Source organism: Umezawaea beigongshangensis (assembly GCF_016464305.1).
In the GTDB taxonomy this organism is placed as follows: Bacteria; Actinomycetota; Actinomycetes; order Mycobacteriales; family Pseudonocardiaceae; genus Umezawaea_A; species Umezawaea_A beigongshangensis.
In genome coordinates this window covers 103,048-117,676 of the sequence record NZ_JAEIOJ010000005.1, presented here as the reverse complement: position 1 = coordinate 117,676, position 14,629 = coordinate 103,048, and the positions used below count along the sequence as shown (strand labels likewise).

Sequence of the window (14,629 nt, the reverse complement as noted above, 5' to 3'; positions counted from 1 at the left end):
CTCCGGGTCGTTACTTCCTCCCCCTCAACGAACCCGGCCGGTGCGCAGTTCCGGCGGCTCCCCGCGCGGGACGTGCGGCTCCCGTCTCCGGCGCCGGCTCGGCGGCGGCGTCCAGCGGTGGCGGCGGCGGGACCTCGGCGACCCACGTGGCGAGCACGTCGCGCTCGTGGACGAGGTTCGCGACCGCGCCGTCCCCCTCCGGCGTGCCCGTGCCGGGGTAGCCGGACTCGGACGCCCAGTGCAGCGCGTCGAACGGGCACACCTCGACGCAGATGCCGCAGTACAGGCACTGGCCGTAGTCGATCGCGAACCGGTCCAGGACGTTGCGGCTGCGCGGCCTGGCCGAGCCGGGGACCTGCTCGGCCTCGGTGTGCGAGGTGATGTCGATGCACCAGTCCGGGCACTCGCGCGCGCAGAGCATGCACACGGTGCAGTTGGACTCCAGCAGCGCGATGACGCCGCGGCTGCGGGGCGGCAGGTCCGTCACGGCCGGTCCTCCTGGTTCTCGCGTCGCGGACCCCACGACGGGTCGGGCACGCCGGGTGGCGCGGTGCGGCGGCGGCTGGGCGAGGCGGTGGTGTCCTCGCCCGGTTCGAGGCGGCCGGGCCAGGGGCGGACGACGCGCGAGGCGAGGACGAAGTCCTTGCGCAGCGGGTGCCCCTGGAAGGAGTCGGGCAGCAGCAGGCGGCGCGGGGCGGGCTCGTCGAGCAGCGCGATGCCGAACATCTCCGCCGCCTCCCGCTCGTGCCACGCGGCGCCCGGCCACAGCGCGGCGACGCCGGGCAGCGCCGTGCCGTCGTCCAGCTCGGTGCGCAGCAGCAGGCCGAGGGCTCCTCGCGGCCGCAGGACGTGCAGCAGGACGGCGTGCCTGGTCCCGGCCGCTCCGGGGCGTCCGGCGTCCTCCGCGCCCAGCCAGTCGAACGCGTGGCAGCCCAGCTCGTCGTGCGCGGCGGTGGCGGCGGGCAGCCACGACTCCACGGGCACGTGCGCGATCGTCTGGCCGAAGGCGGTCCTCGGCGTCACCGCCGGCACGAGCGCGGCCAGCGCGGTGGCGAGTTCGGCGGAGGCGGCGCTCACGGCGTGGACACCAGCCGGTGCAGGGCGACCATGCCGTCCAGCAGGGCCTCCGGGCGGGGCGGGCAGCCGGGGACGGCGACGTGGACGGGCAGCACCTGGTCGATGCCCTTGGTGACGCTGTAGCTGTCCCAGTACGGGCCGCCGGTGTTGCTGCACGCTCCGACGGACAGGACGTAGCGGGGCTCGGGCATGTCCTCGTAGGTGGCGATCACGGCGGGCAGCATCACGTCGGTGACCGTCCCGGAGACGACCAGCACGTGCGCCTCACCGGCGTCGTGGACCGGGTCGACGCCCAGTCGGGCCAGCTCCGCGTCCTCGGCGCGCTCCCGGCCCTCCAGCGCCGCCATCACCTCGACGCCGCAGCACGCGAGGCCGAGGTCCAGGACGGTGATCCGGTAGGTGGTGCCCCAGTCGAGGCGGAGACTGCGCTCGTCCGGCGCCGGAGGTGTCACAACGGTCCAGGTTAGTACGTGGCGGCCCGCCGGGCTTTCGCCCGTCGGGCCGCCAACCCCCCACAGATCCCCCGGATTGCACCCGTGCTTCTCTCCCCCTCGGGTGCGAGAAGAATCTTTCTACGAAGCTCTATTCCGTGTCCACCGAATGCGGGAAGATCTTCGGATAATTTCGTGGTGAACTGTGGTCAAGTTCAGTACAACTGATCGGTAGAACAGCCGAGCACGAACCGAGAGGCGTCCATGTCCGGCCCCGCGCAGTTGCTCCTCCCCTCCGGCAACAAGCTCAGCAGGATGCTCCAGGCGTCACCTGCGCTGCTCGACACGACGATGGACCAGCTCAGGACCTTGCAAGCGGTGTACGAGACGCGCACGGCGCTGCGTGCGGCGCGGGCGCTGGGCCGTGAGCAGTCGAGCGTGCAGAAGCAGATCGACACCCTCAACAGGAACTTCACCGCACTGTGCGGCGAACCGCTGGTGGTGAAGCGGGGACGTGGAAAGGACGTGCTGTTCACGCCGACCGGAGAAGCGCTGGTCGAATTGGCGCGGCGCACTCTCGGCGACTGGCTCGACCACATTCACGAGTGCCGCCGCAAGCTGGGGAACACGCTCACCGTCGGCACCACCCGGTTCATGCTGGACTCGCTGGCCGGGGCGTGGCGCCACGTCGCCGACGAGTTCCAGCGCCGCGACGTGGAGCTGAAGGTGGTGCACATCCGCACCAAGGACGTCTGGCACAAGCTGGAGACCAGCGAGGTGGACGTGGTGTGCGGCAGCGTCGTCACCGGAGCCGACGACCGGCGCGGGCTGGAGCCGTTCGACGTGATCGAGTGGCGGCGCGGCGGTCTGGCGCTGCTGACGAACCTGCCGGAGGACCGGCTCGGCCCGTCGGCGAGCACCGCCGACCTGCCCGGTCTGCCGCTGGTCGTGCCCGCCGAGGGGCTGATCGGCGACTTCCTGCGGGGCTGGTTCGGGGCCGACTACCGCAACGAGCTGGACATCGCCGCGGAGATCGACGAGGTCCAGTACGGGATGTCGCTGCTGCGCTCCGGGCTGGTGAACGGCTGCATGATCGTCACGTCGGGACTGGGCGTGGTCGCGGGCAACGGCGAGCTGCGCGAGGGCGCCGGGCTGCGCGTCGTGGAGCTGCGCAACGACACCGAGCCGGTGCTGCAACGCCTGGTGGGCGTGTTCGCGCGGCGCGAGGAGCGGGCGAAGTACGCCGAGGACCACCCGCTGAACCTGCTGTGGCGCGCCTTCGAGGCCGAGGCGCTGGAGCAGCGCGGGCCGTGAGCGGTGGGACCGGGACCGTTCAGGAGGCGGTCCCGGTCCGAGCCTGATCGCGCTCGGGCTCCGCCGGTGCGGCGGGCCCGGGGCGGCCGGTGCGGACCGCCCCGGCGCCCGCGGCGACGACGAGGACGATCGCCACGACCTCCAGCGGACCCATCGCCTGGTGCAGCACCACCAGCCCGGCCAGGGCCGCGATGGCCGGGTCGAGGCTCTTCAGGACGGCGAACACCGACGACGGGATCGAGCGCAGGGCGTACAGGTCCAGCGAGTAGGGCAGCGCCGACGACATCAGCGCGACGACGGCGCCCAGCCCCAGCGTCACCGGGTCCAGCAGCGCCGGTCCCGCGCTGAGCAGGCCCAGCGGGAGGCTCAGCGCGGCGGCGGCGGTCATCGCGAGCGCCAGTCCCTCCGCACCGGCGAAGCGGTCGCCAGCGCGGGTGCTGAGCACGATGTAGGCGGCCCACAGCGCTCCGGCGGCGAGCGCGAAGCCGACACCGGCGGCGTCGAGCGAGTCGAAGCCGCCGCGGCCCAGCAGGAACACCCCGGCGAGCGCCAGAGCCGCCCACAGCCAGCTCGACGCGCGGCGGGCGGCGACGACGGACAGGGTCAGCGGGCCGAGCACCTCCAGCGTCACGGCCGCGCCGAGCGGGATGCGCTCGATCGCCTGGTAGAAGAGGGTGTTCATGCCCGCCAGAGCGAGGCCGAAGACTCCGGCGAGCGCCCAGTCGGACCGCTCGCGTCCCCGCAGCGCCGGTCGGCACACGGCGAGCAGCACGAGCGCGGAGACGACGAGCCGCAGCGTCACCACGCCGAGGGCCCCCGCGCGGGGGAACAGCAGGGCCGCGACCGCCGCTCCGGCCTGGGTGGACACCGCGGCGCCGATCACGAGCGCGACGGCACCGGCCGAGCGGGTTCTGACTGGGATCACCCCGCGACGGTACGAAGCGAGCCCGCGGGTGTGAAATGCGTTGTTCGCTGAGATCATGCGCAGCAGACATGACCATCGAACTGCGCCACCTCCGCTGCTTCCTCGCCGTCGCCGAGGAGGGCAACGTCACACGGGCCGCCGCCCGGCTGCACCTGAGCCAGCCCGCCGTCTCGCGCACCCTGCGCCAGCTGGAGGAGCACCTTGGCGTGCGCCTGGTCGACCGCTCCACCCACCACCTGGAGCTGACGGCGGCCGGCCGGGCGTTCCGCGACCTGGCCGCCGCCGCGCTCGCCGCGGTGGACCGGGCGCTCGACCCGGCGAAGCTCGTCACGTGGCCCCTGCGGCTGGGGCACGCCTGGAACGCCCTGGGCGACCGCACCACCCCGCTGCTGCGGAGCTGGCGGCTCGCGCACCCCGGTGTGCCGCTGGAACTGCTGCGCATCGACGAGCGCACGGCCGGGCTGACCAGCGGACGGGCCGACGCGGCGATCCTGCGCGGTCACGTGCGCGTGCCGGGGCTGCGCACCGAGCTGCTGACGACCGAGCCGCCGGTGGCCGCGGTCCCGGCCGACTCCGCGCTGGCCCGCCGCCCGCACGTGCGCCTCGCCGACCTCGCCGGGCACCCGGTCGTCCTGAACACCGTGTCCGGCGCGACCACGCCGGAGCTGTGGCGCGGTCACCCGACGCCCGCCAGGACGGTGGAGGTGGCCAACACCGACGACTGGCTGGTGATCATCGCCGCCGGTGGGGCGGTCGGCGCGACCACGGCGACCACGGCCGCGATGCACGCGCACCCCGGTGTGGCGTTCGTGCCGATCACCGACGCCCCGGACGTGCCGGTGCTGCTGGCGTGGACCGACCCGCCGTCGCACCCGGCCGTTCCCGACCTCGTGCGGATCGTTCGTGAACTCGTGTCGAATTCCGGCCGAGAACTGACCGGTATTCCTCCTAGCGTTGTTCTCACCAGCACGGACGACGACGAGGACGGACTCCCATGATCGCCACCGAACAGCTCAGCAGCGACGAGACCGCGAGCGGCGAGCGCGCGGACCTGCTGGCCACCCTCGCCCTGAACCGCCACTTCCTGCGGCACACCGTGCAGAACCTGACCGACGAGCAGGCGCGGCTCACCCCGACCGCGAGCCAGCTCTGCCTGGGCGGCCTGATCAAGCACGTGACGGCCACCGAGGCCGAGTGGACGCGGTTCGCGCAGGGCCTGCCGTCGCACGACCAGGAGACCACGGACTGGGCCGGGGAGTTCCGGTTCGGCGAGGACGAGACGCTCACCGGTCTGCTGGAGCGGTACGAGGAGGTCGCGCGGCGCACCGAGGAGCTGGTGGCGACGCTCGACCTGAACACCTCGTACCCGCTGCCCGAGGCGCCGTGGTTCGAGCCGGGCGCGCGCTGGACGGTGCGACGCGTGCTGACCCACCTGATCGCCGAGACGGCCCAGCACTCCGGACACGCCGACATCATCCGCGAGAGCCTCGACGGTCAGAAGACGATGGGCTGAAGGACGACGGGCTGAAGGACGACGGGCTGAAGGACGACGGGCTGAAGGACGACGGGCTGAAGGACGACGGGCTGAAGGACCAACGGGCTGAGCGCGGGCTCACGCGCTCGGCGGGCGGGCGCGGCCGTCAGTCCGCTCGCCGGGGCGCGGTCTGGGTTTCGATCTCGCGCTGGTCGGCGGCCGCGTCCCGCTCGTCGGCCCGCCGTGCGCGCCGGGCGAGGTCGGCCTCGCCCTCGCGCAGCCGCAGGTCCCGCTCACCGGCCGCGGCGTCCCGGTCGTCGGCTCTCGCGTCCCGCGCGTCGGCCCGCGCGTTCCGCTCGGCGGCCCACCGGTCGCGCCGGGCGAGGTGGGCCTCGTCCTCGTCCAGCCGCCGGCTCTCGTCGCGGGCGCGCATGGCCGAGATCGACGCGACCACCTCAGCGTCGATCTCCCGCTGCTCGGTCCCGTCGCCCTTCTCGGCCGAAGGAGTCATGGGCACATCATGCCCGCTGCGACCGGCCGGCGGCAGCGGAGCTTCCAGCGGTGATCCGCCGATCGGGCGAGCGGTCGGCGGGTCACCCGCGCAGCTCCATCGTGCAGCACTTCGGGCCGCCGCCGGACTTGCGCAGTTCCGAGACGTCCACGAACACCGGTTCGAACCCGCGCAGCGCCACCTGCTCGGCCAGGTGGGTCGCCTCGACCGGGAGCACCACGTGGCGGCCGTCGGAGACGGCGTTCAGGCCCAGGCACGCGGCGTCGTCGGCGTTCGCGACGACCGCGTCGGGGAACAACCGGCGCAGCACCTGCCGCGAACCGGAGGAGAAGGCGTCCGGGTAGTAGGCGATCAGCGGCCTCTCCGAGCGGTCGTCGAGCACGACCAGCGCCACGTCCAGGTGGTAGTAGCGCGGATCGACGAGCTGGAGCGACACCACCGGCACGCCCAGCACCTCCTGCGCCTCGGCGTGCGCGGCCGGGTCCGTGCGGAACCCCGTCCCGGCCAGCATGACGGTGCCGGTCCACGCGAAGTCGCCCTCGGCCTCGTTGGTGCGCTCGGGCATCACCACGGCGCCGTAGCCGTTGTCGACGAACCAGCGGCGGAAGTGCTCGGCCTCGGCGGCGCGCTGAGGAGCGCGGAAGCGCGAGCCCAGGACGCGGCCGTCCACGACGGTGCCGGAGTTGGCGGCGAACACCATGTCGGGCAGGCCGGGCTGCGGGGTGATGGTCTCCACGTGGTGCCCCAGCCGCAGGTAGGTGTCGCGCAGGGCGTTCCACTGCTCGACCGCCAGCTCGGTGCTGATCGGCGCGCCGGGGTCCATCCACGGGTTGATCGCGTACTCGACCGCGAAGTACCGCGGCGGGCACATCAGGTACCGGCGCGCGGTCGGCACGCGCACCGGCGCGGCGGACGCCGCCACGTCGAGAACGACGGGTTCGTTGGCGGAGCCGAGGAGGGAGACCGAATTCATGGATCGAAATCTAGAGTGCGCCCCGACCCTCGAACAACGACGCACCATTGCGCGTTTTGGTGCAGAATGTTGCGTGTGGACTCCATCGACCATCGAATCATTTCGTGCCTGATGGCCAACGCCCGATCGAGCTACGCGGAGATCGGCGACGAGGTCGGCCTGTCGGCCCCCGCGGTGAAGCGCCGGGTCGACAAGCTGCTGGACACGGGCGTGCTGCGCGGCTTCACGGCGGTGGTCGACCCCGAGCAGCTCGGCTGGGGCACGGAGGCGTTCGTCGAGGTGCACTGCCGCGGCAACGTGGCCCCCGGCGAGATCCAGTCGCGGCTGGAACCGCTGCCCGAGGTCATGGCCGCCTACACGGTGTCCGGCGCGGCCGACGCCATCGTGCACCTGCGCGCGGCGAGCATCCACCACCTGGAGACGGCCCTGGAACGGCTGCGCGCCGTGGACATCATCGACCGGACCGTGTCCACGGTCGTGCTCTCCCGCCTTCTGGACCGGCCTCCGGCTCCGTAGAGTGCCCGGCATGGCCGAGGTGCTGCTGGACCGCTCCGACCGCGTCGCCGTGATCACCGTGGACGACCCGGACCGCCGCAACGCGCTCACCCTCGACCTGTCCGACCAGCTCGCCGCCGCCGTGCGGGAGTGCGAGCGCGACGAGGCGGTGCACGCCGTCGTGGTCACCGGCACACCGCCCGCGTTCTGCGCCGGGGCCGACCTCACCCAGCTCGGCGAGGCGCGCGCCGAGGGCCTGCGACACGTCTACCGGGGGTTCCTGGCGGTCGCGGACTGCGCGCTGCCCACGATCGCCGCGGTCGGCGGGGCCGCCGTCGGGGCCGGTCTGAACCTGGCGCTGGCGTGCGACGTGCGGATCGTCGGGCCGCGAGCGCGGTTCGACGCGCGGTTCCTCCAGCTCGGCATCCACCCCGGCGGCGGCATGACGTGGATGCTGCAACGGCTCGCCGGACCCCAGACGGCGACCGCGATGACGCTGTTCGGCCAGGTGCTCGACGCCGAGGCCGCCGTGCGCACCGGGCTGGCGTGGCAGGCCGTCGACGGCGACCACGACGCGCTGCTCGCCGCGGCGCGCGACCTCGCCCGCGCCGCCGCGGACGCCCCGCGCGACCTCGTGCGGACCATCCGGGCCACCCTGCGCGCGACCGGCGCGATGGACGACCACGGCACCGCCGTGGACGCCGAGCTGGGACCGCAGGTGGCGTCCGTCGGGAGCCCGGAGTTCGCGGCGAAGCTGGCCGCGCTGAAGACGCGGATCAGCGGCTCCCGCTGATCCGCGCGGCGGCAGCGCTGTCCGCTGATCGGGTGGCGTCCGCTGTGAGCTGCACCGCGTTGGGCCGCCCGTGGCGAGGAGCGCTGCATACCGTCGAGGTGCGGGGCCCGCCGCAGCCGCGGCGTTGCAGAACTGTGAACGGCACAACAGCGCCCCGGCCGGAGACGGCTAGGCTCGACGGGGTGCACGTGTTGGTCCGGCCTGTCAGCTCTGAGAGAGGGATCGGCGAAGCAGATGAGCACCGATGAGCACCGACGTGGGTAGCGGCACCGAGGTCCGCAAGCTGGACCGGGTGGTCATCCGGTTCGCCGGCGACTCCGGCGACGGTATGCAGCTGACCGGTGACCGGTTCACCTCGGAGGCCGCCGCGTTCGGGAACGACCTGGCGACGCAGCCCAACTTCCCCGCCGAGATCCGGGCGCCCCAGGGCACCCTGCCCGGCGTCTCCTCCTTCCAGCTCCACTTCGCCGACTACGACATCCTGACGCCGGGCGACCGGCCGGACGTCCTCGTCGCGATGAACCCCGCCGCGCTCAAGGCCAACATCGGGGACCTGCCGCAGGGCGGCATCCTCATCGTCAACACCGACGAGTTCTCCAAGCGCAACCTCACGAAGGTCGGCTACGCCGGCAACCCGCTGGAGGACGACTCGCTGGCGGCGTTCCAGGTCCACCGGGTCGCGATGGCCACGCTGACCATCGGCGCGCTGGAGGCCACCGGGCTGGGCAAGAAGGACGCCGAGCGCGCGAAGAACATGTTCGCGCTGGGTCTGCTCTCGTGGATGTACCACCGGCCCGTCGAGGGCACGGAGCGGTTCCTGCGCGAGAAGTTCGCCCGCAAGCCCGAGATCGCCGAGGCCAACGTGCTCGCCTTCCGCGCGGGCTGGAACTACGGCGAGACCACCGAGTCGTTCGCCGTCACCTACGAGGTCGCGCCCGCGAAGCTCGCCGTCGGCACCTACCGGCAGATCACCGGCAACACCGCGCTCGCGTACGGCATCGTCGCCGCGGGCCAGCGCTCCGGCCTGCCGGTCGTGCTCGGCACCTACCCGATCACGCCGGCCTCCGACGTCCTGCACGAGCTGTCGAAGCACAAGAACTTCGACGTCACGACGCTCCAGGCCGAGGACGAGATCGCGGGCATCGGTGCCGCGCTCGGCGCCTCCTACGGCGGCGCGCTGGGCGTCACGTCGACGTCCGGCCCCGGTGTGGCGCTCAAGTCCGAGACCATCGGCCTGGCCGTGATGACGGAGCTGCCGCTGGTCGTGATCGACGTGCAGCGCGGCGGCCCGTCCACCGGCCTGCCCACGAAGACCGAGCAGGCCGACCTGCTCCAGGCGATGTTCGGCCGCAACGGCGAGTCCCCGGTGCCGATCGTCGCCCCGCAGTCCCCCTCGGACTGCTTCGCCGCCGCGCTCGACGCCGTGCGGATCGCGCTGACCTACCGGACGCCGGTGCTGCTGCTGTCCGACGGGGCCATCGCCAACGGCTCCGAGCCGTGGCTGATCCCGGACGTGGAGGACCTGCCCGACCTGTCCGTCACCTTCGCCACCGAGCCCAACGCCACCGACGGCTCCGGCGAGTTCTGGCCGTACCTGCGCGACCAGGAGACGCTGGCCCGCCCGTGGGCCGTGCCCGGCACGCCCGGTCTCCAGCACCGCATCGGCGGCCTGGAGAAGGCCGAGGACACCGGCAACATCTCCTACGACCCGGTCAACCACGACCGCATGGTGCGGCTGCGGCAGGCGAAGGTCGAGGGCGTCGAGGTGCCCGACGTGGAGGTCGACGACCCCTCGGGCCGGGCGCGCGTCCTCGTCGTCGGCTGGGGCTCGTCCTACGGCCCGATCGGCGCGGCGGCACGCCGCGTCCGCAAGGACGGGCTCCAGGTGGCGCACGTGCACCTGCGGCACCTCAACCCGTTCCCGCGCAACCTCGGCGACGTGCTGTCCCGGTACGAGCGGGTGATCGTGCCGGAGATGAACCTCGGCCAGCTCGCGCTGCTGCTCAGGGCGCGCTACCTCGTCGACGCCATCTCCCACACCAAGGTGCAGGGCCTCCCGTTCAAGGCGGAGGAGCTGCAGAACGTGCTCACCGACGTCGTGAAGGGGCTTCCCGCATGACCGCGATCGACCTGGGGCTGCCCGAGCTGGGCGGACTGGCCGGCGTCCCCACCACCGACGACCCGCAGAAGGCCAAGGACTACAAGTCGGACCAGGAGGTCCGCTGGTGTCCCGGCTGCGGAGACTACGTCGTCCTCAACGCCGTCCAGTCGTTCCTGCCGTCGCTCGGCCTGAAGCGCGAGAACATCGTGTTCGTGTCCGGGATCGGCTGCTCCAGCCGCTTCCCGTACTACATGAACACCTACGGGATGCACTCCATCCACGGCCGCGCGCCCGCCATCGCCACGGGGCTCGCCGTGGCGCGGCCGGACCTGTCGGTGTGGGTGGTGACCGGTGACGGCGACGCGCTGTCCATCGGCGGCAACCACCTGATCCACACGCTGCGGCGCAACGTGAACCTCAAGATCCTGCTGTTCAACAACCGGATCTACGGCCTGACGAAGGGGCAGTACTCGCCCACCTCGGAGGCCGGGAAGGTCACGAAGTCGACGCCGGCCGGGTCGCTGGACCACCCGTTCAACCCGGTGTCGCTGGCGCTGGGGGCCGAGGCGTCGTTCGTCGGCCGCGCGATCGACTCCGACCGCAAGGGCCTCACCGACGTGCTGCGCCAGGCCGCGGAGCACCGCGGTTCGGCCCTGGTGGAGATCTACCAGAACTGCCCGATCTTCAACGACGGCGCGTTCGACGTCCTCAAGGAGGCCGACGAGGCCGAGAAGCGGATCATCCCGCTCGTGGACGGCAAGCCGATCACGTTCGGCGCGAGCGGCGAGTTCGCGGTGGTGCGCGAGGGCTTCGGCCTGCGCGTGGCGCCGACGAGCGAGGTCTCCGCGTCCGACGTGGTGGTGCACGACGCGAGCGACGAGCACCTCGCGTTCGCCCTGTCGCGGCTGTCCACCCAGGACCTCTCGCACACCGTGACGGGCGTGTTCCGCAAGGCGTCGCGCCCGACCTACGACGACTCGGCGCGCGCGCAGGTGGAGGAGGCGAAGGCGGCGAAGCAGGCCGACCTGGCCTCGCTCCTGCACGGCAGGGACACCTGGACCGTGGTGGGCTGACCCCCCCCGTCTCGCACGACGGCCCTCGTGCTGCCGAACTTGCTGGACTCCGGCGTGTAGTAGCGGCGGCCCGTGAGCGTCGCCTTCACCGCGAAGTCCGGCGCGGGGGCCAGACCGTCGGACTTCGGCAGGACGGAGCCGGGGCCGAACGGCGAGCGGGGGTTGAAGCCCTCCGGCTGCTGGTACCTGGTGGTGCCGCTGCGGCCACCGGTGCTCGGGCTGAAGCCCACCGGGCGCGGACGCACCGGGATCGCGGGCGCGGGCGGCTTCTGCGGCAGCGGAGGCGGCGACGCGGGCTTCGGCTGCTTGGGCGTGCTCGCGCGCGGCGAACGCTGCGGCAGGCCGCTGCCCTCGGCCGTGAGCAGCTCGGGCGCCAGCTGCGGCACGAACGGCTGACCGGACCCGGCGGGCGCCATCGGCGGGAACGGGGCGAGCGGCTCGTCCGAGTCCTCGTCGATCGGCTCGAACAGCGAGCGCGGCGCCTGCACCTCCGGCTCCGGCGCGGACTCCGGCTCCGGCGCGGGCTCGGGCTCCGGTTCGGGGATCACCTCGGGCACGGCCACCAGCTCGGCGTCCAGCGAGCCGCTCGACGACACGAGGTCCTCGTCCGCGTACACCTGCCGCTCGGCCGTCGCCGCCGGGTCGTGCCCCGGCTGCTCCGCGGCCCGCTCCACCGTCCGCTCCACGGTCGCCGGAGAGACGTCCGCCGCGTCGTGGTCGGCCTCCTCGCGGACGGGTTCCCGCTGCTCGGGCTCCTCCCGCACCGGCTCGTCGAACACCGGCTGCGCGACCGTCACCTCGGAGTCCGACGGTTCGGGCTCCGAGACGCGCTCGGGCTCGGCGAAGACCTCGGCGGACGCCCCGACCGGCTCGGCGGGCGCGGGCTCCGTGCGGTCGACGGGCTCGGTGAAGCCGATCTCCTCGGCCGCGTCGCGCTCGGAGTACCGCTCCACCGGCTCGAACGACTCGTCGTCGGCGGGCACGACCGGCATCAGCGACGTCTGGAACTCGTGCTGGTCGGCCGAGCGCACCGCGCGGACGTCCACCGGGCCGGTCTCGGCGGTCTCGGGCTGCTCCCCGGCCGGCGGCCTGCTGACCACCGCGCGGCCGGGCAGGACGTCGGCGGACAGCTCGTCGGCGCGGTAGTGACCGATGCGCGGCCCGTCGTGCGGGGGCTCGTGGTCGACCGGGACGCCCTCCTCGAACGCCCGCGCCTCGTCCCTGACCTGCTGCGGAGTGCGCTCGTCCGTGTAGGACATGATCGGTTCGAAGTCGTCGTCGTCGAACTCGTCGTCCGCGGGCACGTGCCTGCGCGGAGGCTCCTGGGCCGCCTCGTCGACGAAGATCGGCACGAACGGCTGCTCGACCGGCTCGTCCCCCTCGCGCCACACCTCGCGCGGGCGGAAGGCGTCCTCGTCGGCGGGGACCTCGGGCGGCGCGACCGGCTCCGGCGGACGCGGGGCGGCCTCCGGCGCACCACCGCGGTCACCGACCGACACGTACTGGGTGGCTTCGGACGACCGGCGCACCTCGTCGGCCGTCACGTCCTCGCGCGCCGCGGGGAAGGCGGACCGCGCCTCGGCGGGACGCCGCGGCTCCGGGTCCGGGCGCTCGAACAGGCTGCGCGGCTCGTCCCCCTCGCGGCTCAGCGCGTCGAGGTACTGCTCGTCGCGGGGCGAGGTCGCCCAGCTGCTGTCCCGGACCGGCTCGACCACGCGGGTCGGCTGCTCAGCGGGACGCGGCGGCTCAGCGGGACGCGGCGGCTCGGGCACGCGGGGCTCGGCGGGCCGGGCCACCGGGGGCGGCTCGGGCGCGCGCGGCGGCGACGGGGGCCGCGGCGGCAGCTCCACCCGCGACGACTCCGGAGCGCGCGACGGCTTCGGCGCCTCGACGGGCGGCGGCGGGGAGAACGTCTCCTTGTGCCACTCGTCGAACTCGTCGCGCTCGGGCTCCACCGCCACCGGGTCCGACGAGACGATGCGCAGCGGCTCGACCTTGGTCCGGCGCGCTTCGAAGAGCTGCTCGTCCAGCACCTCGACCTGCTTGCGAGCTGGCCGAGCGAGGACGAGCCAGGTCAGAAAGACTCCGGCCAGGAACGAGAGCAGGCTCCACAGCCAGACCTGCCCGAAGATCGACACCACGGGTAGTTCCTCCACTGCCATGTCCCGGAGGGACACCACCGCCACGCCCTCCGGCACCCCGACACGCATCGCTCCCCCGGTCTCACCCGGTCGTGGGAACGGGTGTCAACCTACCCTGATCGTGTCGCAGAGCACGCTCGGCCGACCCGTGAGGGCGCGCACCCGCCCGTGGTGGGCCTACCCGGCCCGGCCGACCCGGCTCGGCGACCGGTCCCGGCAGACCTCCGTGCCGGACCACGGCGCCGGACCACCGCGCCGGACCACCGCGGGCGGCGACGGTGAACGGCCGGTGCCGCCCACCCCCGCGCGCACCTCAGTTCGAGCGGGCCACGACGTAGTCGGCGAGCGTCTCCAGCGCCTCGCGGGCCGGGCACTCCGGCAGGTTCACCAGTTCGGCACGTGCCCGGTCGGCGTAGGTGTCGAGGGTCTTGCGCGCCCGCTCCAGGCCGGAGGACGTGCGCAGCAGGCCCAGCGCCTCGTCGACCTCGGCGTCCTCGGTGATCGGGCCCGACAGCAGGCTGCCCAGCCTGGTCGACTCCGCGCCCGGCTCGGCCAGCGCGTACAGCATGGGCAGCGTCTTCACGCCCTCGCGCAGGTCCGTTCCCGGCGTCTTGCCCGACTCCTCCGGCGGCGAGGCGATGTCGATGACGTCGTCGGAGATCTGGAACGCCGCGCCGATCACGTCGCCGTAGCGGTGCAGCGACTCGACCTGCTCGGCCGGGACACCGGAGAACATCGCGCCGTAGCGGGCCGCGGTCGCGATGAGCGACCCGGTCTTCTCGTCGATCACCTTCAGGTAGTGCTCGACCGGGTCCTCGCCCTCGCGGGGGCCCAGCGTCTCGCGCATCTGGCCGGTGACCAGCTCGCTGAACGTGCGGGCCATGATCCGCACCGCCTCCACGCCCAGGTCCGCCACCAGCAGCGACGCCTGGGCGAAGAGGTAGTCACCGGTCAGGATCGCGATGCTGTTGTCCCACTTGGCGTTGGCGCTCTCCGCGCCCCGCCGCATGGTCGCCTCGTCCATGACGTCGTCGTGGTACAGCGTGGCCAGGTGCGTCATCTCGACGACCGCCGCGGCCTTGACGACCTCCGGGCTGCCGGGACGGTCCCCGAACTGCGAGGCCAGGAGGGTGAACAGCGGACGGATCCGCTTCCCGCCCGCGTCCACCAGGTGCAGGGAGGTCTCCATGACCGGGTGGAACTCGCTCTGCACGGACTCGTGCACGAGCCGCTCCACGTCGCCGAGGCCGCCCTGCACCACTTCCGCGAGCACGGGGTCCACCAACTCGAACCCCGTCCCCGCCCGCTCGCTACTGGTCAC

At 73.2% G+C, this 14,629-nt stretch carries 15 protein-coding genes; 7 read left to right on the top strand and 8 right to left on the bottom strand.

Annotated features, from left to right (window positions below):
• Nucleotides 1-10: 10 nt before the first annotated feature.
• Genes IMZ35_RS15000 through IMZ35_RS14990 form a run of 3 tightly spaced genes read right to left on the bottom strand, consistent with a single transcriptional unit; the run spans nt 11 to nt 1,529 of the window.
• Entirely contained in the window at nt 11-487 is a 477-nt protein-coding gene (locus tag IMZ35_RS15000) for a 4Fe-4S binding protein (protein WP_199441692.1), read from the bottom strand.
• The gene (locus IMZ35_RS14995; protein WP_199441691.1) at nt 484-1,077 is read right to left on the bottom strand and encodes an NADH-quinone oxidoreductase subunit C; all 594 of its coding nucleotides are present in this window, start codon (nt 1,075-1,077) and stop codon (nt 484-486) included. Before IMZ35_RS14995 ends, IMZ35_RS15000 begins: the two co-directional genes overlap by 4 nt.
• On the bottom strand, nt 1,074-1,529 hold the full coding sequence (locus IMZ35_RS14990; RefSeq protein ID WP_199441690.1) for an NADH-quinone oxidoreductase subunit B: 456 nt from the start codon (nt 1,527-1,529) through the stop codon (nt 1,074-1,076). Before IMZ35_RS14990 ends, IMZ35_RS14995 begins: the two co-directional genes overlap by 4 nt.
• Before the next feature lie 243 nt (nt 1,530-1,772).
• Here IMZ35_RS14990 and IMZ35_RS14985 point away from each other — a divergent pair, with 243 nt between their 5' ends.
• Nucleotides 1,773-2,822 carry a LysR family transcriptional regulator gene (locus IMZ35_RS14985; protein ID WP_199441689.1) on the top strand — a complete coding sequence of 350 codons (1,050 nt, stop codon included), beginning with the start codon at nt 1,773-1,775 and terminating at the stop codon, nt 2,820-2,822.
• A gap of 19 nt (nt 2,823-2,841) precedes the next feature.
• On the opposite strand, the gene IMZ35_RS14980 is transcribed toward IMZ35_RS14985, so the two are convergent.
• Entirely contained in the window at nt 2,842-3,747 is a 906-nt protein-coding gene (locus IMZ35_RS14980; protein WP_307868154.1) for an EamA family transporter, read from the bottom strand.
• 68 nt (nt 3,748-3,815) lie between these two features.
• On the opposite strand from IMZ35_RS14980, the gene IMZ35_RS14975 reads away from it, so the two are divergent.
• Together IMZ35_RS14975 and IMZ35_RS14970 are read left to right on the top strand one after the other, a co-directional pair.
• The gene (locus tag IMZ35_RS14975) at nt 3,816-4,745 is read left to right on the top strand and encodes a LysR family transcriptional regulator (protein WP_199441687.1); all 930 of its coding nucleotides are present in this window, start codon (nt 3,816-3,818) and stop codon (nt 4,743-4,745) included.
• Entirely contained in the window at nt 4,742-5,260 is a 519-nt protein-coding gene (locus IMZ35_RS14970) for a DinB family protein (protein ID WP_199441686.1), read from the top strand. The genes IMZ35_RS14975 and IMZ35_RS14970 overlap by 4 nt, the downstream gene beginning before the upstream one ends.
• A gap of 127 nt (nt 5,261-5,387) precedes the next feature.
• On the opposite strand, the gene IMZ35_RS14965 is transcribed toward IMZ35_RS14970, so the two are convergent.
• Both IMZ35_RS14965 and ddaH read right to left on the bottom strand, forming a co-directional pair.
• On the bottom strand, nt 5,388-5,732 hold the full coding sequence (locus IMZ35_RS14965; protein ID WP_199441685.1) for a hypothetical protein: 345 nt from the start codon (nt 5,730-5,732) through the stop codon (nt 5,388-5,390).
• Nucleotides 5,733-5,814: 82 nt separating this feature from the next.
• Complete coding sequence (gene ddaH / locus IMZ35_RS14960) at nt 5,815-6,705, bottom strand: dimethylargininase (RefSeq protein ID WP_199441684.1); 891 nt, start codon at nt 6,703-6,705, stop codon at nt 5,815-5,817.
• A gap of 66 nt (nt 6,706-6,771) precedes the next feature.
• Here ddaH and IMZ35_RS14955 point away from each other — a divergent pair, with 66 nt between their 5' ends.
• From IMZ35_RS14955 to IMZ35_RS14940, 4 genes are all read left to right on the top strand, one after another.
• Nucleotides 6,772-7,221, top strand: a complete 450-nt coding sequence (locus IMZ35_RS14955) for an Lrp/AsnC family transcriptional regulator (RefSeq protein ID WP_229372010.1) — start codon at nt 6,772-6,774, stop codon at nt 7,219-7,221.
• A 10-nt stretch (nt 7,222-7,231) separates the two neighbouring features.
• Entirely contained in the window at nt 7,232-7,993 is a 762-nt protein-coding gene (locus IMZ35_RS14950; protein WP_199441682.1) for an enoyl-CoA hydratase, read from the top strand.
• 244 nt (nt 7,994-8,237) lie between these two features.
• Nucleotides 8,238-10,112 (top strand): 2-oxoacid:acceptor oxidoreductase subunit alpha, encoded by a 1,875-nt coding sequence (locus tag IMZ35_RS14945; protein WP_199441681.1) that lies wholly within the window; start codon nt 8,238-8,240, stop codon nt 10,110-10,112.
• Nucleotides 10,109-11,167, top strand: coding sequence for a 2-oxoacid:ferredoxin oxidoreductase subunit beta (locus IMZ35_RS14940; protein WP_199441680.1), 1,059 nt, complete (start codon nt 10,109-10,111; stop codon nt 11,165-11,167). The genes IMZ35_RS14945 and IMZ35_RS14940 overlap by 4 nt, the downstream gene beginning before the upstream one ends.
• On the opposite strand, the gene IMZ35_RS14935 is transcribed toward IMZ35_RS14940, so the two are convergent.
• Together IMZ35_RS14935 and IMZ35_RS14930 are read right to left on the bottom strand one after the other, a co-directional pair.
• Entirely contained in the window at nt 11,062-13,329 is a 2,268-nt protein-coding gene (locus IMZ35_RS14935; protein ID WP_199441679.1) for a hypothetical protein, read from the bottom strand. The two genes, IMZ35_RS14940 and IMZ35_RS14935, sit on opposite strands and share 106 nt — an antisense overlap.
• Nucleotides 13,330-13,621: 292 nt before the next feature.
• Complete coding sequence (locus tag IMZ35_RS14930; RefSeq protein ID WP_199441678.1) at nt 13,622-14,629, bottom strand: polyprenyl synthetase family protein; 1,008 nt, start codon at nt 14,627-14,629, stop codon at nt 13,622-13,624.